Origin of the sequence: Chromobacterium sp. CV08 (assembly GCF_051129845.1) — a bacterium.
Classification (GTDB): Bacteria; Pseudomonadota; Gammaproteobacteria; order Burkholderiales; family Chromobacteriaceae; genus Chromobacterium.
Genome location: NZ_CP150453.1, coordinates 4,411,277 through 4,432,345, shown reverse-complemented (window position 1 = coordinate 4,432,345; position 21,069 = coordinate 4,411,277). Strand labels below are relative to the sequence as shown.

The window sequence follows — 21,069 nt, the reverse complement described above, 5'->3', positions numbered from 1 at the left end:
TTCTTAAGGGAAGGTACACGTGTTTAACAAAGGTTGGCTACGCAATGCCAAGGTGGCGTCCGCCATCGGATTCTTGATCCTGATCGCGCTGATCTGGTGGCTGGGGCCCTGGCTCGGCCTGAAGTCGGTCGAGGCGAGGCTGGGCTGGATCGTGGCGGTGATGATCGTATGGGTGCTGGCCCTGTTGATCGGCCAGGCGCTGGCACGCCGCGCCGGCGGCATGCTGGAGGGGATGCTGCGCCGCCAGGCCGACGACGCGGTGATCAACGCCAGCGCCGACAAGCGGGCCGAGGTGACGCTGCTGCGCCAACGGCTGCTGGGCGCGATCGACACGCTGAAGAAGTCCAATATCGGCAGCGCCCGCGGCAGCGCCGCGCTGTATGAATTGCCTTGGTACATGATCATCGGACACCCGGCCGCCGGCAAGAGTTCCGCCATCCTGCAGTCCGGCCTGTCCTTCCCGTTCAGCGACAAGAGCGGCATCCAGGGCATAGGCGGCACCCGCAACTGCGACTGGTTCTTCTCGACCGAGGGCGTCCTGCTGGACACCGCCGGCCGCTACGCCACCGAGAGCGAGGATCGCGGCGAGTGGCTGGCCTTCCTGAAGCTGTTGAAGAAGCATCGTGCCAAGGCGCCGGTCAACGGCATCATGGTGGCGATCAGCCTGCCCGAACTGGCCCAGCATAATAGCGAGGGCTTCGTGCTGTACGCGCGCCAGGTGCGCGAGCGTATCCACGAGGTGTGCAACACCTTCGGCCTGATGGTGCCGATCTATCTGGTCTTCACCAAGCTGGACCTGTTGGGCGGCTTCGCCCAGTTCTTCCAGGACGCCGGCGAGGAGGAGCGTTCCCGCGTATGGGGCGCGACGCTGTCGGCCGACCAGGGCACCGGCTTCGACGCCGGCGCCGTCGTGTCTCAGCAATTCGAGCAGCTGTATCGCGGCCTGGTGCAAATGGGCGAGGCGCAACTGGTGAATGCCGGCGGCAATGCCGTCAAGTCGGCCCACTTCGCCTTCCCGATCGAGTTCCACGGCCTGCAGGAGGCGGTGGTCAAGTTCGTGCGTCTGCTGTTCGAGGAGGACCCGTACCACTCGCGTCCGCTGCTGCGCGGCTTCTACTTCACCAGCGCCCTGCAGGAGGGCGTGCCGCGCATCGTCACCGCCGGTAGGGTGCAAGGCCAGTTCGACCTGTCCTCCGCCAGCCTGGACAAGCAGCAGGCGCCGGCGTCGTACAGCTACTTCCTGCGCGGCCTGTTCCGCGAAGTGCTGTTCCCCGACCAGCATCTGATCTTCCAGCAGACCAAGCCCAGCGGCAGCCGCTGGCGCCTGGCCGGCATGGTGGCCGGCCTGGTGACGCTGGCGGCGGCGGCCGGCCTGTGGACCTGGTCCTTCATCGGCAACCAGCAGATGATCGCCCAGATCAACGCCGAGCGCGTGCAGGCGCAGAAGCTGGCCGCCTCCGGCCAGCTGTACGATCGCCTGGGCGGCCTGCTGATCCTGCAGCGCAGGCTGGAGGAGCTGCAGAACTACCGCCGCAACGGCGAGCCGTGGCAGGTGGGCCTGGGCCTGTATCAGGGCGAGCAGCTGGAACGCAATCTGCGCAAGGCCTATTTCGCCGGCCTGAAGGACGTGATGCTGAACCCGGTGCAGCGCAATCTGGAAACCACGCTGGCGTCGTTGAAGCCCGGCGTGGCGCAGCCGGTGGCGGTGACCGAGCCGGCCAAACCGCCGGTGGAGGCCAAGCCGGCGCCCAAGCCGGAAGCCAAGCCGCCTGTGGCGCCGGCCAAGCCGCATCGCCCGCGCCCGAAGGGCCACGGCCTGCCCAATATCAATCTGAGCGCGCTGGAATTGCCGCAGCGCGCCACCACCGCCAAGCTGGACGCCTCGGCGCCGGCGGCCGGCGCGGCCGACAAGCCGCAGCAGAAGTCGCCGCAGCTGGACGTGGCCTACAACGCGCTGAAAACCTATCTGATGCTGCATGAGCAGAAGCGGATGGAGGAGGCGCAGCTGGCCGACCAGCTGCCGCGTTACTGGCGCCCGTGGCTGGAAAGCCAGCGCGGCGAGTATCCGGTCAGCGAGGTGATGGGCCAGGCGGAGAAGCTGGTGGCCTTCTACGTCAGCCAGATCAAGGAGCCCGATCTGCCGCTGATAGACAACGATCCCAAGGTTGTGGCCGACGCGCGCGATGTGCTGCGCGGCTCGTTCAAGCGCTTGTCGGCGCAGGAGCGCGTGTTCAACGAGATCAAGGCGCGCGCCAATACCCGCTTCGCGCCGCTGACGGTGGCCCGCATCCTGGACAACCGCGACATGGACATCATGGCCAGCAGCCAGATGGTGGAGGGCGCCTACACCCGCGAGGCCTGGAACACCTATGTGCGCGGCGCCATCGACGAGGCCAGCCGCGGTGAAATCCGCAGCGATGACTGGGTGCTGGCGTCCAGCAGCCAGGACAATCTCGGCAAGGACGGCGACGTGGAAAAGAACCGCGCCGCGCTGGAGGCGCTGTACCGCGCCCAGTACATCGTCGCCTGGCACAAGTTCCTGGCCGGCGTGGTGGTGCGCGACATCGCCAATCCGGCGCAGTCGGCGTCGGCGATGGCCAGGCTGTCGGACAAGCAGAATTCGCCGATCAAGCTGATCCTGGCGCGCGCGGCGCAGGAGACCGCCTGGGACAACCCGTCCGAACTGAATCGCTCGCTGGAGAGCGCCAAGCGCTCGGTGCTGGAGAAGACCACGGCCTTCTTCAAGAGCGGCGACGCGCCGGCCGAGGCCAAGGGCGACAAGCAGTACGGCACGGTTGGCGCCCACTTCGCCGGCGTGGCCGCGCTGGTCAAGGGCGATAACGCGCCGATCAACGCCTACCTGGACCAGTTGGGCAAGCTGAAGGCCAAGATGGCGGCCATCGCCACCACCGACCAGCCGGGCCCGCAGGCGCGCGCCGCCTTGCAGGCGACGCTGAGCGGCTCCGGTTCCGAGCTCGGCGATTCGCTGTCCTATGTCGACAACACGCTGCTGGCCGGCGCCAATGCCGACACCGTGGAAATGGTGCGCCCGATGCTGGTGCGTCCGCTGTCGCAGTCCTACAGCGCGCTGCTGGGACCGGTGGCTCAGGACATCAACCAGGCCTGGGCCACCGAGGTGTTGCCGCAATGGAAGCAGCTGGCCGGCAAGTATCCGTTCAGCGACTCCAGCAGCAGCGCCTCGGTCGCCGACATCAACCGCTTCGTCAAGGCCAACGACGGCACGCTGGACAAGTTCGTCAACAAATACCTGTCCGGCCTGGTGCAGAAGAAGGGCGACGAGCTGGTGCCGCGCGCCTGGGGCAACCAGGGCGTGCGCTTCAATCCGGAATTCCTCGTCGGCGCCAGTCGCCTGATGGCCCTGGCCAGCAGCCAGCTGCAGGACGGCGAGAACAGCCGCTTCGAACTGCAGCCGCTGCCGACCCCGGGCCTGTCCGAGATCGTGCTCAGCATAGACGGCCAGGAGCTGCGCTACCGCAACGGTCCGCAAGCATGGCAGCCGTTCAACTGGCCGGGCAGCGGCGGCGGCGACGGCGCGCGCATCCAGGTGGTCAATTACGCCGGCGCCAGCAGCGTGGTCGGCAACCAGCAGGGCCGGATGGGCCTGATGCGCCTGCTGGCCGGCGCCAAGGTCAGCCAGGACGGTCCGGACGGCTCCGCCCAGCTGAGCTGGAGCCTGCCCAAGGGCAGCGGCGCCGACGGCCAGACGGTGCGCTTCAATTTCCGCATGCTGGGCGGCGTCAACCCGCTGCAGCTGAACCGCCTCTACAAACTGACGTTGCCCGAACGCGTGACGTTGTAAGGAGAAGAACCGGCATGGCGTTCAATTTCAAGCGCACCCAGGAGGTGCCTCCGCAGTTCTGCATTTTCGGCAAGTTGCCGCGACGCGCCGACTTCGTGCGCGTCAACGCGACGCATCCGGCCGCGATGCAGCTGGACCAGCTGCTGGCGCAGAGCCTGCAGCGGGTCGAGTTCGGACCGGAGGCCACGCGCGATTACCTGGCGATGCCCGCCAGCTCCTTCGTGTTGCAAAGCCGCGACCAGAACTGGTTGTCGCTGGGCGTGATCCAGCCCAGCCGCGACGAGGGCGGGCGCAACTATCCGCTGGTTGCGGCCTCGCTGGTGGCGGTCGATCCGTCGCTGCCGTCCACCGCCATCCTGTTGCTGGCCAACGAGCTGTTCTTCACCGGCCTTCGGGAGCAGCTGGCCAGCGCCATCGAGAATTCGGTGGAAATGCTGGCCTGCAAGCAGTTCCTGGAGGAGCAGCTGCGTTTCGGCGCCTCCTCGGTGGCCGACATCGACCTGGCGCAGCAGTTGCTGGAAAAGCACCTGACGGTGACGCCGGTCTCCGAGCTGATGCGCAGCCTGAGCCAGGCCGGCCGCGGCGATCTGGAATCGGTGCTGCTGGCCTTCATCTTTCATCACAGGCTGCTGAAGAAATTCCGCGACAGCTTGCCGGTGCAGGCCTACTTCCTGCCGTTGCCGGCGGTGGAGGGCGACAATGTGCTGGCCGCCGTCACCTGGCTGGCGCTGTACCACGCCGCCACCGACAACGACGCGGCGCTGGAGCAATGCCTGATCCTGCGCCGTCCGGAAGGCCATTTCCTGGCCTTGCTGCCGGCCGGCCTGAACGAGTCCATCGCCGCGCAGTGCTGGGGCGGCCCGCTCGACACCAAGCTGGTGGTCGACATCGAAGACGTCAAGGCGCCGTGGCGCAGCCACCAGGCTTATGCCGAGGCGGCCTATGTGCTGGGGCGCCAATTGAATGATCCGAACCTGTCTTTAGTACAGCTGCGGACTATTCTATCCAGCCTTGCGCGCAATATCGCGTAGTCATCTTTTCGAACCTTTTGATTCCTTAGAGAAAAGCCATGGGTAAAGAGAGCACTCAGAAAAAATTGTCGAGGGTACGCCCGCCGCGCGTGCAGATCACCTATGACGTCGAGATCGGCGATGCGATCGAGACCAAGGAGCTGCCTTTCGTGCTGGGCGTGCTGGGCGACTATTCCGGCCACAGCAAGAATCCGCTGCCGAAGATGAAGGAGCGCAAGTTCGTCCAGATCGACCGCGACAACTTCGACGAAGTGCTGAAAGGCATGGCGCCGCGGCTGGCGGTGAAGGTCGACAACGCGCTGAAGGACGACGGCACCCAGCTGGGCGTCGAGTTGAACTTCGAAAGCCTGTCCGACTTCGAGCCGCAGAACGTGGTGCGTCAGATCGAACCGCTGAACCAGCTGCTGGAGGCCCGCACCCGCCTGGCCGACCTGCGCAACAAGCTGGCCGGCAACGACAAGCTGGAAGAGCTGCTGGACGAAGTGGTGCGCGACACCGAGAAGCTGCGCCAGATCGGCGGCAAGAAAGAAGGAGGCGAGCAGTGAGCGCGGAATTGCAACAACAGGCGGCGCCGGCCGCGGCGGAGGGCGCCAGCCTGCTCGACAGCATCATCGAGCAGAGCCGCATCGCCACCAACGACAGCGAGAAAAACCACACCCGCGACCTGATCGGCGAACTGGTCGACCAGGTGCTGGAAGGCAGCGTCACCGTCTCGCGCGACCTGTCCGCCAGCATAGACGCCCGCATCGCCGAGATCGACAAGCTGATCTCCGACCAGCTGAACAATGTGATGCACCACGCCGAGTTCCAGAAGCTCGAAGCGTCGTGGCGCGGCCTGAACTACCTGGTGATGCAGTCCGAGACCAGCACCCAGCTGAAGATCAAGGTGCTGAACGCGTCGAAGAAGGACCTGGTCAAGGACTTCAAGGCGGCGGCCGAGTTCGACCAGAGCGCGCTGTTCAAGAAGATCTACGAGGAAGAGTACGGCACCTTCGGCGGCGCGCCTTACGCCGCGCTGGTCGGCGATTACGAATTCACCCGCCATCCGGAAGACTTCTATCTGCTGGACGAGTTGTCGCACGTGGCCGCCTCGGCCCACGCGCCGCTGATCTCGTCGGCCGATCCGGGCCTGTTCGGCCTGGAGAGCTTCTCCGACATCGGCAAGCCGCGCGACCTGGCCAAGATCTTCGACACCGTCGAATACGCCAAGTGGAAGTCCTTCCGCGAATCGGAAGACTCCCGCTACGTCGGTCTGGTGCTGCCGCACGTGCTGGGCCGCCTGCCGTACGGCCGCGACAATGTGCCGGTCGAGGCATTCGACTTCGAAGAGAATGTCGACGGCAGCAACCACGACAAGTATCTGTGGACCAACGCCGCCTACGCCTACGCCGCGCGGCTGACCGACGCTTTCGCCCAGTACGGCTGGCTGGCGGCGATCCGCGGCGTCGAAGGCGGCGGCCTGGTGGAAGGCCTGCCGGCCCACACCTTCAAGACCGACGATGGCGAAGTGGCGCTGAAGTGCCCGACCGAAGTGGCGATCACCGACCGCACCGAGAAGCTGCTGTCCGACCTCGGCTTCATCTCGCTGGTGCACTGCAAGAACACCGACTATGCCGCCTTCTTCGGCGGCCAGTCGGCGCAGAAGGCCAAGACCTACAACACCGACTCGGCCAACGCCAACGCGCGGCTGTCCACGCAGCTGCCGTACATCTTCGCGGTGTCGCGCATCGCGCATTACATGAAGTCCATCATGCGCGACAAGATCGGCAGCTTCGCCTCGCGTCAGAACGTGCAGGACTACCTGAACACCTGGCTGGCCCAATACGTGTTGCTGGACGACTCCGCCAGCCAGGAAGCCAAGGCCAAGTATCCGCTGCGCGAAGCGCGCGTCGACGTGGTGGAAGTGCCGGGCAAGCCCGGCGTCTACCGCGCGGCCGCCTTCCTGCGTCCCCACTTCCAGCTCGATGAGCTGACCATTTCTTTGCGTCTGGTAGCAGAGTTGCCGCAACCGGCGGGCTGACGGCTGACGCATTGATCAGACAGGGGGAGAGCCTTCCCCCGTTTTTCGACCTTTGTAAGGAGACGTAGTAATGGCTTTTGATGCATTCCTGAAAATCGATGGCATTCCTGGCGAAAGCAGCGACGACAAGCACAAAGACTGGATCGAGATCCAATCGTTCAGCCACAAGCTGGAACAGCCGGCCCAGGCTTCCGCCAGCACCGCCGGCGGCGCCACCGCCGAGCGCGTCAACCACGGCGTGTACGAAATCACCCACTTCCTGGACAAGGCCAGCCCGAAGATCTACGAGGCGTGCTGCACCGGCAAGCACATCAAGGAGATCACCATCGAGCTGTGCCGTGCAGGCGGCGACAAGGTGAAGTACATGGAAATCAAGATGGAACAAGTCCTGATCTCCAAGGTCGAGCCGCAAGGTTCCGCCACCGACAGCGGCTTCCCGGGCGAGAAGGTCAGCTTCAGCTACGGCAAGATCAAGTGGACCTACACCCAGCAGAAGCGCGCCGACGGCGCCGGCGGCGGCAATGTCAGCGCCGGCTGGGACCTGACCGCGAACAAAACGATCGCTTGATTCCGCTAGCGGAATGCCGACCCGCCCGGTCTCGGGCGGGTTTTTCAGTCTTTTTCGTCACTGGGGAAGTTTAGCCATGAAACGTTTGTTGATCGCCTTGCTTGTCGCATTGTCCTGCGCCGCCTGCAAGACCATGCCCACTAAAGAAGAGGCCGACAAGGCAGCCGCCGAAGCCGCCGCCAACGATCCCAAAGTTCAGATCGCTAAGCAGGCGGCCGCCAATTACGCCGCCGATTCCACGCTGATCCCGTTTGACAAGATGAGCGCCAAGCTCAGCCCGGTCGGCGAGGCGCAACTGGTGCTGCTGATGCCCAGCCTGAAGACCGCCAAGTCCATCGTCGTGCGCGGCCACTGCTATCGCAACGACATCGGCAATGCCAAGGCCGCCGCCCAGACCCGCGCCGCCAATGTGCGCGAATACCTGGTGGACGCCGGCATCCCGTCGAGCAAGATCGTCCTGCGTTACGACACCGAACGCTCGCTGCACGCCGTGCGCCTGGTGGTAGACAACTGATACCGGGCCGCCCTGTACCGCAAGCTGCCGATCGCCCCATCAGCCTGGCGCGCGGCGGCAGCCGCGGCATCGGGCCATGCCTCAGAATAGACACGATATACGCACCGCCATGGACATCAGCACCCTGCTCGCCAGCTTTGCTTCCGCCTTCACCCAGGACCACCGCCTGCTGACGCTGGCGCTCGGCTACGGCGACATCGCCGCCGGGCAACTGTTGCCGCAGACGCTGGACGGCGAGGAGGGCGTGTCCCGACCGTACCGCTACACCGTCAGCTGCCTGTCGCCCGACGCCAATATCGAACTGAAGACCCTGCTCGGCCAGAGCGCCCGCCTCGGCATCGCCGACGCCCAGGGCCGCGAAACCGTCCGCTGCGGCGTCGTCAGCCAGGCCCGGCTCGCCGGCTCCGACGGCGGCTTCTCCCGCTACGAACTGACGGTGGAACCGCCGTTCGCGCTGCTGCGCCACCGCCGCGCCTCGCGCGTGTTCCAGGACCTCGACGTGCCGGCCATCGTCCGGCAGATCCTCGAAGAACACCAGGCGGCCAACCCGGCCTTCGCCCGCGTGCAGGCGCTGGACATCCAGGTCGGCCCGACCTCTCCCAGAAGCTACTGCCTGCAATACCGCGAAAGCGACTACGACTTCATCGTCCGCCTGCTGCACGAAGAGGGCTATGCCTGGCGTTTCGAACATCTTGATGGAGACAGCCCGCAGGTCAAGCTGGTGGTGTTCGACGACGTCTACGGCCTGCCGCCGGCCGAAGTCGAGCGCGTGCGCTTCCACCGCAGCGACGCGACGGAAGAGGAGGATGGCCTGACCGACTGGCAGGCGGCGCGGCGGATCGTGCCCGGCAGCGTCGCGCTGGCCAGCTTCGACTACCGACCGGTGTCGACGCAGCACAGCGGCGACAGCAGCCAGATCGAACAGGGCCAGGCCGGCCAGGCGCTGCAAGCCAGCCTGCAGGACTACGACCCGCAGGGCCTGTATTACGCCGGCGACGCCGAGCAGTTGAGCCACTACGCCCGGCTGCGCCAGCAGGCGCACGACGCCGAAGCCAAGACCTTCGAGGGGGAAGGCTCCATCCGCGGCCTGACCGCCGGCCAGTGGTTCCGCCTCGACGACCACCCGGCGCACGAAGGCGACGCCGCCGAGCAGCGCGAATTCGTCGTCACCGGCCAGACCCTGCAGGTGCGCAACAACCTGCCGACCGATCTGCAGTCCATCCTACCGGCGGGCGACAAAGCCGACGCCCCGTTCACCACCCGGATCCAGGCCCAGCGCCGCGGCATTCCGCTGACGCCGGCCTACGCCCACACGGAACAGGCCAGGCCGACCAGCCTCGGGGTGCAGACCGCCACCGTGGTCGGCCCCGCCGGCGAGGAAGTGCACACCGACGAGCAAGGCCGGATCAAGGTGCAGTTCCACTGGCAGCGGCCGGACGAACACCCGACGATAGGCGCCGGCCTGGACGACAAATCGTCGTGCTGGCTGCGGGTGGCGATGCCGTCGGCCGGGGCCGGCTGGGGCCACCAGTTCCTGCCGCGCATCGGCCAGGAAGTGCTGGTGGACTTCATCGAAGGCGACATCGACCGCCCGGTGATCACCGGGGTCTTGTACAACGGCAGCCATCCGACGCCGGACTTCAGCGGCGCCGGCAGCCTGCCGGCCAACAAGACGCTGTCCGGCATCAAGAGCAAGGAACACCAGGGCGGCGGCTACAGCGAGCTGCTGTTCGACGACACCCCCGGCGAAGTGCGGGCCAAGCTCAGCAGCGAAGCGGGCAAGACCCAGCTGAACCAGGGCTACCTCGCCCACCCGCGCAGCAACGGCAAGGCGCAGCCGCGCGGCGAAGGCTTCGAACTGAGGACCGACCACCACGGCGCCATCCGCGCCGCGCACGGTCTCTTGCTGAGCACCGAAGCGCAGAACGGCGCGTCCGGCAAACAACTGGCCAGAGAGCACGCTCAATCGCAGCTCGATACGGCGCTGAACCTGGCGCAATCGCTGGGCGAGGCGGCGGCGGGCCAGCTGGCCGACACGATGGAAACCGGTCCGGACGGCATCGATCCGGACAACGGCAAGGCCGGCAAGAAGGCCGACGGCCACCTGCAGCACCACGCGGAGGCGCTGAAGGCCTGGGAAGCGGGCAGCAACACCGACAAAGATGGCAAGAGCGGCAAGGAGCAGGCGGGACAACAGCCGCTGCTGGTGCTGTCGGGTCCGGCCGGCATCGCCAGCGTCACCGAGCAAAGCCAGACCGTCTCAGCCGGGCAGAACCTGAACCTGGTGGCGCAGCGGGACGCGAACCAGGTGACGGGCCGGCGCTGGCTGCACAATGTCGGGCAGCACATCAGCCTGTTCGTGGCGGGGGTGAAGGACAAGGTGGCGCTGAAGCTGATCGCGGCGAAGGGCAAGGTGCAGGTGCAGGCGCAGAGCGACGCGATGGAGCTGACGGCCGACCAGGACCTCACCATCACCTCGGTCAAACAGAAAATCCAGTTCAACGCCAAGCAGGAAGTGCTGCTGACCAGCGGAGGCGCCTATGTGCGGATCAAGGACGGCAAGATCGAGCTGCATGCGCCGGGCACCGTCAGTTTCAAGGGGGCCAGCCATGACTGGAGCGGCCCGGCCAGCATGAATCCGCCGCTGCCGCGCTTCCCCAACACCGTGTGCAAGCAATGCATGGCCCAGGCCTTCAGCCAGGCCAATCCGCTGGTGGCCGCCAAATGACGCCGGCTATCGTGATGCGCGCCGCCAGTCCGGAAGCGTGGCTGGCCTTGCTGTTGCAAGGCGCGCGCGAACTGGGGCTGTCGTCGCTGGACCTGATCGTCGATCAGGCCGGGATCGGTTCGCGCTGGCAGCGCCGCCTGGACACGCAGCATCCGCCGCTGGCGCTGCTGCAGGCGACGCCGCATGCCGACGCCGCCGACGAGGGCCCGGTATTGGTGCGCCTGCCCGTCCAGCAATCGCAGCTCCGACTGTTGAAGCTGCTGCGGCAGTGGCGGGGCCAGCCGCGGGTGCTGGCGCTGCTCGGCGACTGGCCATTCGATGTCCTGGCGCAGCGGCTGACGCTATGCCTGCAAGCCTCCTGGGACAAAGGCTTGCAGCAGGGGGTATTGCGCTATCACGATCCCAGGCTGTTCGCCGCCGTGGTCGACGCGCTGGACGAGCCGCGCCGCCAGCTGTTGCTGGAGCCGGCGGCGCAATGGCATTGGCTGGATCGGGACGGCCACGCCCGCATGCTGGACGCGGCCGCGCTGCGGGCGCAGCCGCCGTTGGCCTGGCCGGAGGAGACGATGCCGCTGGATCAGCGGCATATCGACGCGCTGAGCAGCTGGCATCTGGCCGAAACCTGGCGGCGGGATTATCTGCTGACGCCGGCGATGTACGGACTGGACTCGGAAGAGGAATTGATGCGCCGGCTGGCGCGGGCGCATCAGGCGGCCGACAAGGCCAGGCTGTGGTCCGAGCCCGAGCGGATGCCGCTGGTGGAGAGCCTGTTGCAGGAAGGCGTCGGATGAGGACCGCCGCATCGCTGGCCGCGGCGGTCTGGCTGACGGCCTGCCAGAGTCCGGCGCGGCCGGAGACGATAGGCGCGGGCGCCAGCGTGGTCAACACGGTGCCGGGCACCACGATAGTCGGCGCCATCTACAACGGCCAACCGGTGACGAGCGGTGGGGGGGAGGGCTGCTGCGTCAGCCTGCCGCTGCGCTGGCAGCCGGGGATGACGGCGACCATCGAGTGGACGATAGACCCGGATAGTGAACGAAATCCAGATGGTTCTTTGCCGCCACGCCGTAATCCTAATGGATCCTCCACGCCGGAATGGCGACGCTGGATGGAGGTGCATAAGAAAAATTATCAACATCGTGCGGCGACGATTCCCGTTCCCCAATACGACAAGGTGGCCTCGCTGGTGTTGGTGTTCCTACCCTGCGATGAGGTGTATCCGTTGATTGATACCAAGCAACATAGCCAGGTGATGGGCAATTTGCCTGGGGGGCGGTTGTGGGAGCCCGAAATTGTCCGGCGGTTAGGGAGGACAGGCTTATGTTCCAAGTCTTGATGGTTCCGGCGAGGGGAGATGAGTGGGAGCATGCATTCATCCGGTGGCGGGACGTGAACATGCACAGCTCCCGGTATGGCCGAGGCGGCGTAGAGCAAAGCATCAACAGTACTTTTAAGGAGAGGCGGCCATGAGGTGGTACAAGCTATTGGCGGTGGTAGCGCTGGCGGGGCTGAGCGCCTGTCAGAGCCTGGCGCAGCCGGAAACGATAGGCGCGGGCGCCAGCGTGGTGAACACGGTGCCGGGCACCACGATAGTCAGCGCCATCTACAACGGCCAACCGGTGACGAGCGGTGGGGGGGAGGGCTGCTGCGTCAGCCTGCCGCTGCGCTGGCAGCCGGGGATGACGGCGACTATCGAGTGGGAAGTCGATCCTAGCCCAGGGGTGAATCCGGGGGGCGTCAAACGACCGAGGCCGAATCCCGATGGCACGACAACGGTTGAGAGGCAACGATGGATGGAAACACATGAGGCCAATTATCGGCGCCATATCGCAACGGTTCCGGTACCTCAGTACGATAAGGTAGCCTCGTTGGTTCTGGTATTTTTGCCCTGCGATGAAGTATATCCATTGATAGACACCAAGCAACACAGCCGGGTGTTTGGCGGCAATGCGATGAAGCCGGAAATCCAGCGCCGCTTGGGGGGCAAGAGCATATGTCCCAAGCCTTGATCGCGCCGGCATTTCCGCCGGCGGGCTATTTGCCGACCCGGTTGACCGAGGTGCTGGCGCAGCGCAAGCGCCAGCAGGCCGAGGTCAGCGAAAGCTGCATGGCGGAGCGGGCCAAGGGGCTGCCCGCGCCCTGCGCCCAGGTGTTGAATATCAGCCTGTTCTTTGACGGCACCAATAATCACGAGCCGTCGGACAAGCTGGCCAATCCGGTGTCCACCAGCAATGTCGCCCGCCTGTTCCACGCAACCGTTCAGGACGATGCGCGTCCCAGCGGGTATTACACCTATTACATCCAGGGTGTCGGCACCGTGTTCAAGGAAATCGGGGAGACCGAGCCCAGCGACAACGGCCTGCGTTTCGCCACCGGCGGCGAGCGGCGCATCCTGTGGGGGCTGACCCGGCTGGTCGACGCGCTGCGCCGCTCCGTCAGCGCCCAGGGCGACTTCCTGGGCGCCGCCGATGCGCTGGCGCTGATCAAGAAGATGGAGTACGTGCGCTACAAGGACGACCGCAATATCGAAAAAGTAGCGCCGGCGCTGAAGGCGGACCGCAAGGCGGCGATGGACGAGGCGATGAAGGAGGTGGCGGCCAAGCTGCTGAGCTATGAGCCCAAAGTGTTGAGGATGAAACTGTTCGTCTACGGTTTCTCGCGCGGGGCGGCCGAGGCGCGCGCCTTCGTCGGCCGGCTGCGCGAATTGTGCGACGAGGCGGCGGGCACGTTTTACGGCGTGCCGATCAGCATAGAGTTTCTCGGCCTGTTCGACACCGTGGCGTCGGTGGGGCTGACCGAGCTGGCGCCGGGCGCGCGCGGCCATATGGGCTGGGCCGACAACACGATGGAGTTGCCGGCCGACACCACGCTGCTGAAGGGCTGCGCCCACCTGGTCAGCGGCCACGAGCAGCGCCTGTGCTTCCCGCTGGATTCCATCAGGCTGAAGAACGGCAGCTATCCGGGCAGCTCGCGAGGAGAATGGGTGTATCCGGGCATGCACAGCGATGTCGGCGGCGGCTATCCGCCCGGCGACCAGGGCAAGGCGAGCCAGGGGCAGGGCATGTTGCTGTCGCAGCTGCCGTTGTTGCATATGTATCGGCTGGCGTTTGATGCCGGGGCTCCATTGCAGATCGATCCATCTGTATTTCCCGATAGCGACAAAGAACGGTTGGCAAAGCTGCAAGCAGATGAGCCGTGGCGATTTATGGATGACAAGACTCCAAAGGAATTCGAAATCTCTGTGGAGCTGAAAAAGCGCTTCGAAGCCTGGCGCGCCAAGGCCGGCAGCGACGGCCCGCTGGAAGCCATCATGGAATACCAGACCGCGCAGATCACCGCCTGGCGCATCGCGCGGTACGCCGGCGGCATCAAGGGCGCTGGCGGTCCAGGCCAAAAAGATACCGACTATTACAAGAATGCCAAGGACACGCCGGAGTGGCGGATCGAGCAGGAGAGGGCCGCCTGGGACAAGCAGCCGCGGGATATCGCCAACCGCCGCAGGCCGGCGAAACTGACAAATCCGAATCTGCCAAAGGATCAGGCGAAGGACGAGTGGTATACCCCGAATGTCGACAAGTCCTACGAGCCATGCCGCGACCAGCGCCAACTGCGTGTCGGCGCGGACGACTTCCGCAGGGCTTATCTCGGCCTATCGTCGCCCTCCGGCAATTTCACCGGCAAGCTGGTGTCGTTCTTCACCGCCTTTTCGCGGCCGTTCGGCACCGATTGCCGAGCAGAGCGTGAAATGCTGATCCCCGATGGCGAGCAGTTGTACCCGACGGTGCTGGGCGATGCGGACCTGATGGCGTTGTACGACGAGCATGTGCATGATTCCCGCGCCTGGTTCATGCACTCCGCGCTGGACGAACTAGAGCCGCATGGCAGCTATCTGCGCTACCGCACGGTGTTCTTCACCGACGGCAATAACAATAAGAGCGAAATTTGCTCGTCGCCCAGGGCCAAGGATATTGAGCGCGAAATGCGCGCGCGCGATGAGGAAAACCGCCAATCGATGGGCGGCAACTGATTTCCGGTAGTGAATGAACGAGATGATTAATAAGCTGATGCAATGTTAGAAAGCCTGCTTCCCTATTACGAACGCGAACTCGGCCACCTGCGGGAGCTGTCGGGCGAGTTCGCGCGCCGTTATCCGAAGATCGCCGGCCGGCTGCAGATGGAAGGCGACCAGTGCGCCGATCCGCACACCGAGCGGCTGATCGAGTCGTTCGCGCTGCTGGCCTCGCGCATCCACAAGAAGCTGGACGACGATTATCCCGAGGTGGCGGAGAGCTTCCTCGACGTGCTGTATCCGCATTATCTGCAGCCGATTCCGTCGGCCACCGTCGTCCAGTTCGAGTGCGATCCGGCGCGGCCGGAGATCGCCAAGCGCTACCGCGTCGAGCGCGGCCAGCAGGTGCAGGCGCCGGCGATCAATGGCGTGGTGTGCAAATTCCGCAGCGCCTATCCGGTGGACCTGTATCCGCTGTCGCTGGAAAGCGCGCGGCTGGAGCTGACCGCCGGCTCGCCGTATCTGCGCCAGCAGGCGCCGGACGCGGCGGCGCTGTTGACGCTGGAATTCCAGACCCACGGCGGCCTGCCGCTGGCCGACATCGGCCTGGAGTCGCTGCGCTTCTTCCTCGACGGCGAGCCGGCGCTGATGCATCTGCTGTACGAGCTCTTGCTGTCGCAGGTGCTGCGCATCCGAGTCGGCGACGGCGGCGACAATCCGGCCTCGACGACGACGCTGCCGGCCTCCGTCATCCGCCCGGTCGGCTTCGGCCGCGACGAGGGCATGCTGGAGTACGACCAGCGCTCCTTCGTCGGCTACCGCTTGCTGACCGAATACTTCTGCTATCCGGACAAATTCCTCTTCATCGACATCGCCGAGCTCGGCAAGGCCGCGGCGCGTCTGGACGGCGGCAAGCTGGTGCTGCAGCTGGCTCTGGCCGACTATCCGGACAGCGAGCGCCACCACCGGCTGCTGGCGCAGTTGCAGGCCCAGCATCTGAAGCTGGGCTGCACGCCCATCGTCAATCTGTTCAATCAGCCCGGCGAGCCGATACGCGTCAGCCACCAGAAGACCGGCTACCCGGTGCTGGCCGACGGACGCAAGCAGCAGGCCTACGAGGTGATCCAGATCCGCCGCGTGGTGAGGGTGGAGAAGTCCGGCGACGGCGAAAGCAGCGAGGAGGTGCCGCCGTTCTACGCGACGCGCCACGGCGGCGAGCGCCAGGCGCCGCGCTTCTACTGGCATGCGAGCCGCGAAGGCTCGCCGCGCCAGGGCGACCGCGGCACCGATCTGGAACTGCACCTGGTCGACCTGCAGTTCAACGCGGTGCGGCCGGCGGCCGAGGTGTTGAGCCTGGACCTGTTGTGCAGCAACCGCGACCTGCCGGAGCAGATCCCGTTCGGCGGCAGCCAGGCGGCGCAGCGCACGGATTTCTCCTTGCCGGGCCATTCGGTGGTCAAGCGGGTGCGGCTGCTGCGCAAGCCGTCGGCCAGCCAGCGCAGCCCGCTGGGCCGCGCGGTGCAATGGCGGCTGATCTCCCACCTGTCGCTGAACTACATGTCCATCGTCGATTCCGGCGTGGCCGCCTTGCAGGAGATGCTGGCGCTGTACAATCTGACCGCCTCGCCGGTCAATGTGCGCCAGATCCAGGGCATCGTCGGCATACATAGCGAGGCGGCGGTGACGCGCGTCAGCGGCCGCGATTTCGCCGGCTTCGTCCGCGGCAGCGACATCCGCCTGAAACTGGACGCCGATTATTATGTCGGCGGCAGCGTCTATCTGTTCGCCTCGGTGCTGGAGCGCTTCTTCGCCTTGTATTGCGCGCCGAACAGCTTCACCCGGTTGCGGGTGGAGACGACGCAGCAGAACCAGGAAGTGGCCGCATGGCCGGCGCGGGCAGGCGAGGCGCTGGTGATATGAGCGTCGATCTCGAAACGGCCGACGTGCCGGTCGTCGGGAAGGCGCCGCCGCCGGGCCGCAAGCCGCGCGATCTGCGCGGCGAGCTGGCCGCCGACGCCAGTCAGTTCGGCTTCTTCCAGGCGGCGCGGATATTGGGCCTGTCCGGCCACAAGCGGGCCGGCGCGCGCGCCGGCAGGCTGCCGGCGCGGCTGCGCTTCCGCACGCTGGCGTCCTTGTCCTTCCCGGCCAGCGAGCTGACCGCCTACAAGCCGGCGGCGGCCGAAGACGGCGACGCGGCGGACGAGATGACGATCAGCTTTCTCGGCCTGACCGGGCCGAGCGGCGCGTTGCCCACCGCCTACACCGAGTTGTTGCTGGAGCGCCGGCTGCGCCACCGCGACGACACGATGCACGCCTTCTTCGACCTGTTCAGCCACCGGGCGGCCTCGCTGTTCTTCGAGGCCTGGTGCAAGTACCGCAGCTGGATCCATGTCGAGGCCGGCGAGCGCGACGGCTTCACCCGCAATCTGCTGGATCTCGGCGGCGTGGGCCTGTCGCAGCTTAGGCAGCAGATGGGGCCGGGCGCCGAGCTGGACGAGCGGATGTTCGTCTACTACGCCGGCCTGCTGAGCCAGAAGCCCTTGTCCGGCCAGGCGCTGCTGACGCTGGTCGAGGGTTTCTTCGGCGTGCGGGCCGCGCTGGAGCAGTTCGTCGGCCAATGGCTTCAGGTGCCGGACGGCGAGCAGAGCCAGCTGGGCATGGCCGGTTGCGAGCTGGGCCTGTCGGCCTTCGCCGGCGAGCGCATCTGGGACCGCCAGACCAAGCTGAAGCTGAGGCTGGGGCCGCTCAGGCGCGCCGAGTTCGACGCGCTGCAGCCGCACGCCGCCGGCGCGCAGGCCTTGCGGGCCCTGATGCAGTTCGCGCTCGGCCACAGCCTGGCCGCCGAGGTGTGCCTGGTGCTGGACGAGCGCGACGTCGCGCCGGCGGTGCTGGGATCGGCCGCGCTGAGCCTGGGCGGGGACAGTTGGCTGGGACGGCCGCAGGGCCATCCCGACGATATGCGTTACACGCTGTTGAACTGAGATCGGAAAGGCATGAGCATCATCAACCGTTTGCTGGGGCGCCGGAAGTCCCCAACGCTGGGCGTGGAACGCAGCGACACGCCGCCCGAGCTGCGGCCGGCGGTGGCCGCGCTGCGGCAGGACGACTGGCCACGGGCGCTGCGGCTGGCGCAGCCGCACCTGGAGGCGAAGTCGGCCGAGTTGCGCGCCGACGCCTATCGGCTGTGCGCGCTGTCCGCCAGCCGGCTGGAACAATGGCGCACGGCCTTGTCCTGCTGGCAGAAGCTGTTCGAGCTGGAGCCGTCCGCCCACAACGCGCTGGAGCTGGCCACCGCCTCGGTCATGGCCGGCGAGGTCGGGCGTGGCAAGGCCTGGCTGATGAAGTTCGACGAGCTGAACCGCGTCAGCCGCGACGTGCCCTGTGCCGCCGCCTACGCCAGCTTCATCGCGGCGTTGGCCCAGGCCGGCCACGCGGCGGAGACCTTGCCCTATCTGACCTGGCTGCGCGAGCTGTACCGCCAGTTGAAGGTCACCGACGACAGGTTTTTGCAGCGGCGCGGCGTGCCCTTTCTGGCGGTTTTCCTGGAAAGCAGCTGGCCCTTGCTGCAGCAGTGCCTGAGGCCGGCGCAGCTCCGGGACTGGTATGGCGCGATGCTGGCCGACCTTGACGAAGACGGTTGTGTGGCGCTCAAGGACTGGCTGGACGGGATGATGCCGATCGTCGCCGCCAACGACGAATGATTTGAATCGATACCTTTAGAGAAAACGAGCACCTATGTCCGTAGCGCTGAAATCGCTGATAGACCGGCTGACGCCCACCGCGCGTCAGGCCATCGAGCAGGCCGCCAGCCGCGCGCTGGCCCGCACCCATTTCGAGATCGAGATCGAGCACGTGCTGTTGGCGATGTTCGACCAGGACGACAACGCCGCCTTGGCGGCGCTGCGCGCGCTGGGTGCCGACCTGTCCCGCGTCGAGCGCGAGCTGGACGCCGCGCTGGACAATTTCCGCAGCGGCAATACCCGCAATCCGGTGCTGTCGTCGTGGCTGCCGAAGTGGCTGGAAAAGGCCTGGCTGTCGGCCAGCGCCGAGCGAGGCCAGGACAAGGTCTCCACGCTGGACCTGTTGCTGGCGCTGTGGCAGGACGAGGCCTTGCGCGGCACGCTGCAGTCCGGCGCGCCGGCATTGGCGCGCCAGGACGCCGGCCGGCTGGACGGCGCCTACGCGGCCTTGCGCCAGCACGGCGGCGAAACGGCCGACGGCGCGCAGCCCGAGGCCCTGGCCGAGGAGGGCGGCGAGCAGCCGGCCGCGCCGCAGGGCAAGCGCGGCAGCCCGTCGCTGGACAAATACACGATAGACCTGACCGCGCAGGCCAAGGCCGGCAGGATAGACCCGATACTGGGCCGCGACGTCGAAATCCGCCAGATGATAGACATCCTGATGCGGCGCCGGCAGAACAACCCCATCCTGACCGGCGAGCCGGGCGTCGGCAAGACCGCGGTGGTCGAAGGCCTGGCGCGCAAGATCGTGCTGGGCGAGGTGCCGCCGGTGCTGGCCGGCGTCACGCTGCGCACGCTGGACCTGGGCCTGCTGCAGGCCGGCGCCAGCGTCAAGGGCGAGTTCGAGAACCGCCTGCGCCAGGTGATAGACGAGGTCAAGGCCAGCCCGGTGCCCATCATCCTGTTCATCGACGAGGCGCACACCTTGATCGGAGCCGGCGGCGCGGCCGGCCAGAACGACGCGGCCAATCTGCTGAAGCCGGCGCTGGCGCGCGGCGAGCTGCGCACCATCGCCGCGACGACCTGGGCCGAGTACAAGAAGTATTTCGAGAAGGACGCCGCGCTGGCGCGCCGTTTCCAGGTGGTGAAGGTGGAAGAGCCGGCGCCGGAGATCGCCGTGCAGATGGTGCGCGGCCTGACCGAGGCGATGGCCAAGCACCACAAGGTGGAAATCCTCAACGAGGCGGTGGCCGCGGCCGTGCAGCTGTCCAGCCGCTACATCGCCGGCCGCCAGCTGCCGGACAAGGCCATCAGCGTGCTCGACACCGCCTGCGCCCGCGTCGCGCTGTCGCGCGCCGGCAAACCCGGTCCGATCGAGGACGTGACGGTGTTGATAGACAATATCGACCGCGAAACCGCGGCGCTGGAGCGCGAGGACGGCCACGCCGAGCGCATCGCCGAATTGCAGGCGCGGCGCGCCGAGCTGGAGCAGGACCTGGCCGCGCTGCACCAGGCCTGGGAGGCGCAGCAGAAGCTGATCGCCGAGATCGACGAGCTGAAGGCGGCCAAGGACGAGTCCAAGCCGGCCAAGGGCAGGAAGGCCAGCCCGCTGCAGGCCAAGCGCAAGGAATTGCGCGAGCTGCAGAAGCATCAGCCGCTGGCCTTCGAGTGCGTGGACGAGAGCGTGATCGCCGACGTGATCTCCGGCTGGACCGGCATCCCGCTGGGCCGCATGGTCAGCAACGAGCTGGAACAGGTGCAGAGGCTGGCCAAGCTCTTGGCCGAGCGCGTGATCGGCCAGGACCACGCGCTGGAGCAGATCGCCGAGCGCGTGCAGATCGCCAAGGCCAATCTGGAAGACCCGGGCAAGCCCAAGGGCGTGTTCCTGCTGGTGGGACCATCGGGCGTCGGCAAGACCGAGACCGCGCTGGCGCTGGCCGAGGCCTTGTACGGCGGCGAGCGCAATCTGATCACCATCAATATGTCCGAATACCAGGAGGCGCACAGCGTGTCCGGCCTGAAGGGTTCGCCGCCGGGCTATGTCGGCTACGGCGAGGGCGGCGTGCTGACCGAGGCCGTGCGCCGCAAGCCTTACTCCGTCGTGTTGCTGGACGAGGTGGAGAAGGCGCATCCGGACGTGATGGAGCTGTTCTTCCAGGTGTTCGACAAGGGCGTGCTGGAAGACAGCGAAGGCCGCGAGGTGGATTTCAAGAACACCATCATCCTGCTGACGTCGAACGCCGGAACCGACCTGGTGATGCGCGCCTGCGAGCACGGCGTGACGGTGGACGGCGAGACCCGCGATCCCAGCGCCGACGACCTGGTGGAAATCCTGCGTCCTACGCTGCAGAAGACGTTCAAGCCGGCCTTCCTCGGCCGCCTGACCATCGTGCCCTACTTCCCGATCAGCGACGAGGTGCTGCGCGCCATCGTCGGTCTGAAGCTGGACAAGATCCGCCGGCGCATCGCCGACAACCACGGCGCGCACGTCGAGTTCCCGGAGGAGCTGACCGAGCAGATGGCCGCGCGCTGCCTGGATGTGGACAGCGGCGCCCGCAACGCCGACGCCATCCTGACCCGCACGCTGCTGGCGCAGATCTCCAACGACCTGCTGGCGCGGATGGCCTCCGGCAAGCCGGTGAAGAAGATCGCCGTCGCGCTGAAGGGCGAGCAGCTCAAGGTGAAGGTCAGTTAAGGAGTGT

General features: G+C 66.4%; 15 protein-coding genes. All 15 read left to right on the top strand.

Annotation, left to right across the window (positions count from 1 at the left end; all coding sequences use genetic code 11):
• Positions 1-19: 19 nt before the first annotated feature.
• Entirely contained in the window at positions 20-3,820 is a 3,801-nt protein-coding gene (gene tssM, locus WNM05_RS20165; RefSeq protein ID WP_434630297.1) for a type VI secretion system membrane subunit TssM, read from the top strand.
• Positions 3,821-3,834: 14 nt separating this feature from the next.
• The gene (gene tagF / locus WNM05_RS20160) at positions 3,835-4,851 is read left to right on the top strand and encodes a type VI secretion system-associated protein TagF (protein WP_434630295.1); all 1,017 of its coding nucleotides are present in this window, start codon (positions 3,835-3,837) and stop codon (positions 4,849-4,851) included.
• A gap of 89 nt (positions 4,852-4,940) precedes the next feature.
• Positions 4,941-5,396, top strand: a complete 456-nt coding sequence (tssB, locus tag WNM05_RS20155) for a type VI secretion system contractile sheath small subunit (RefSeq protein WP_434630294.1) — start codon at positions 4,941-4,943, stop codon at positions 5,394-5,396.
• Positions 5,393-6,871: a type VI secretion system contractile sheath large subunit gene (gene tssC, locus WNM05_RS20150; RefSeq protein ID WP_434630292.1), complete on the top strand. Its 1,479-nt coding sequence runs from the start codon at positions 5,393-5,395 to the stop codon at positions 6,869-6,871. Before tssB ends, tssC begins: the two co-directional genes overlap by 4 nt.
• A 70-nt stretch (positions 6,872-6,941) precedes the next feature.
• The gene (locus tag WNM05_RS20145) at positions 6,942-7,439 is read left to right on the top strand and encodes an Hcp family type VI secretion system effector (RefSeq protein WP_434630290.1); all 498 of its coding nucleotides are present in this window, start codon (positions 6,942-6,944) and stop codon (positions 7,437-7,439) included.
• 76 nt (positions 7,440-7,515) lie between these two features.
• Entirely contained in the window at positions 7,516-7,953 is a 438-nt protein-coding gene (locus WNM05_RS20140) for an OmpA family protein (RefSeq protein ID WP_434630288.1), read from the top strand.
• 109 nt (positions 7,954-8,062) lie between these two features.
• Positions 8,063-10,681, top strand: coding sequence for a type VI secretion system Vgr family protein (locus tag WNM05_RS20135; RefSeq protein WP_434630286.1), 2,619 nt, complete (start codon positions 8,063-8,065; stop codon positions 10,679-10,681).
• Positions 10,678-11,472 (top strand): DUF4123 domain-containing protein, encoded by a 795-nt coding sequence (locus tag WNM05_RS20130; protein ID WP_434630284.1) that lies wholly within the window; start codon positions 10,678-10,680, stop codon positions 11,470-11,472. Before WNM05_RS20135 ends, WNM05_RS20130 begins: the two co-directional genes overlap by 4 nt.
• Complete coding sequence (locus WNM05_RS20125) at positions 11,469-12,017, top strand: DUF3304 domain-containing protein (protein ID WP_434630282.1); 549 nt, start codon at positions 11,469-11,471, stop codon at positions 12,015-12,017. The genes WNM05_RS20130 and WNM05_RS20125 overlap by 4 nt, the downstream gene beginning before the upstream one ends.
• Positions 12,018-12,147: 130 nt before the next feature.
• On the top strand, positions 12,148-12,690 hold the full coding sequence (locus WNM05_RS20120) for a DUF3304 domain-containing protein (RefSeq protein ID WP_434630280.1): 543 nt from the start codon (positions 12,148-12,150) through the stop codon (positions 12,688-12,690).
• Positions 12,675-14,708 (top strand): T6SS phospholipase effector Tle1-like catalytic domain-containing protein, encoded by a 2,034-nt coding sequence (locus WNM05_RS20115; protein WP_434630278.1) that lies wholly within the window; start codon positions 12,675-12,677, stop codon positions 14,706-14,708. The genes WNM05_RS20120 and WNM05_RS20115 overlap by 16 nt, the downstream gene beginning before the upstream one ends.
• A 42-nt stretch (positions 14,709-14,750) precedes the next feature.
• Entirely contained in the window at positions 14,751-16,610 is a 1,860-nt protein-coding gene (gene tssF / locus WNM05_RS20110; RefSeq protein WP_434630276.1) for a type VI secretion system baseplate subunit TssF, read from the top strand.
• Positions 16,607-17,671 (top strand): type VI secretion system baseplate subunit TssG, encoded by a 1,065-nt coding sequence (tssG, locus tag WNM05_RS20105; RefSeq protein WP_434630274.1) that lies wholly within the window; start codon positions 16,607-16,609, stop codon positions 17,669-17,671. The genes tssF and tssG overlap by 4 nt, the downstream gene beginning before the upstream one ends.
• Positions 17,672-17,683: 12 nt before the next feature.
• Positions 17,684-18,391, top strand: a complete 708-nt coding sequence (locus tag WNM05_RS20100) for a hypothetical protein (RefSeq protein ID WP_434630272.1) — start codon at positions 17,684-17,686, stop codon at positions 18,389-18,391.
• Between the two features lie 34 nt (positions 18,392-18,425).
• Positions 18,426-21,062, top strand: coding sequence for a type VI secretion system ATPase TssH (gene tssH, locus WNM05_RS20095; protein ID WP_434630270.1), 2,637 nt, complete (start codon positions 18,426-18,428; stop codon positions 21,060-21,062).
• Positions 21,063-21,069 lie beyond the last annotated feature (7 nt).

What these genes read in the sequence shown, in the direction of transcription:
- tagF (WP_434630295.1), top strand. Translation starts at nt 3,835, where the DNA reads ATGGCGTTCAATTTCAAGCGCACCCAGGAGGTGCCTCCGCAGTTCTGC.
- WNM05_RS20145 (WP_434630290.1), top strand. Translation starts at nt 6,942, where the DNA reads ATGGCTTTTGATGCATTCCTGAAAATCGATGGCATTCCTGGCGAAAGC.
- WNM05_RS20140 (WP_434630288.1), top strand. Translation starts at nt 7,516, where the DNA reads ATGAAACGTTTGTTGATCGCCTTGCTTGTCGCATTGTCCTGCGCCGCC.
- WNM05_RS20135 (WP_434630286.1), top strand. Translation starts at nt 8,063, where the DNA reads ATGGACATCAGCACCCTGCTCGCCAGCTTTGCTTCCGCCTTCACCCAG.
- WNM05_RS20130 (WP_434630284.1), top strand. Translation starts at nt 10,678, where the DNA reads ATGACGCCGGCTATCGTGATGCGCGCCGCCAGTCCGGAAGCGTGGCTG.
- WNM05_RS20125 (WP_434630282.1), top strand. Translation starts at nt 11,469, where the DNA reads ATGAGGACCGCCGCATCGCTGGCCGCGGCGGTCTGGCTGACGGCCTGC.
- WNM05_RS20120 (WP_434630280.1), top strand. Translation starts at nt 12,148, where the DNA reads ATGAGGTGGTACAAGCTATTGGCGGTGGTAGCGCTGGCGGGGCTGAGC.
- WNM05_RS20115 (WP_434630278.1), top strand. Translation starts at nt 12,675, where the DNA reads ATGTCCCAAGCCTTGATCGCGCCGGCATTTCCGCCGGCGGGCTATTTG.
- tssF (WP_434630276.1), top strand. Translation starts at nt 14,751, where the DNA reads ATGTTAGAAAGCCTGCTTCCCTATTACGAACGCGAACTCGGCCACCTG.
- tssG (WP_434630274.1), top strand. Translation starts at nt 16,607, where the DNA reads ATGAGCGTCGATCTCGAAACGGCCGACGTGCCGGTCGTCGGGAAGGCG.
- WNM05_RS20100 (WP_434630272.1), top strand. Translation starts at nt 17,684, where the DNA reads ATGAGCATCATCAACCGTTTGCTGGGGCGCCGGAAGTCCCCAACGCTG.
- tssH (WP_434630270.1), top strand. Translation starts at nt 18,426, where the DNA reads ATGTCCGTAGCGCTGAAATCGCTGATAGACCGGCTGACGCCCACCGCG.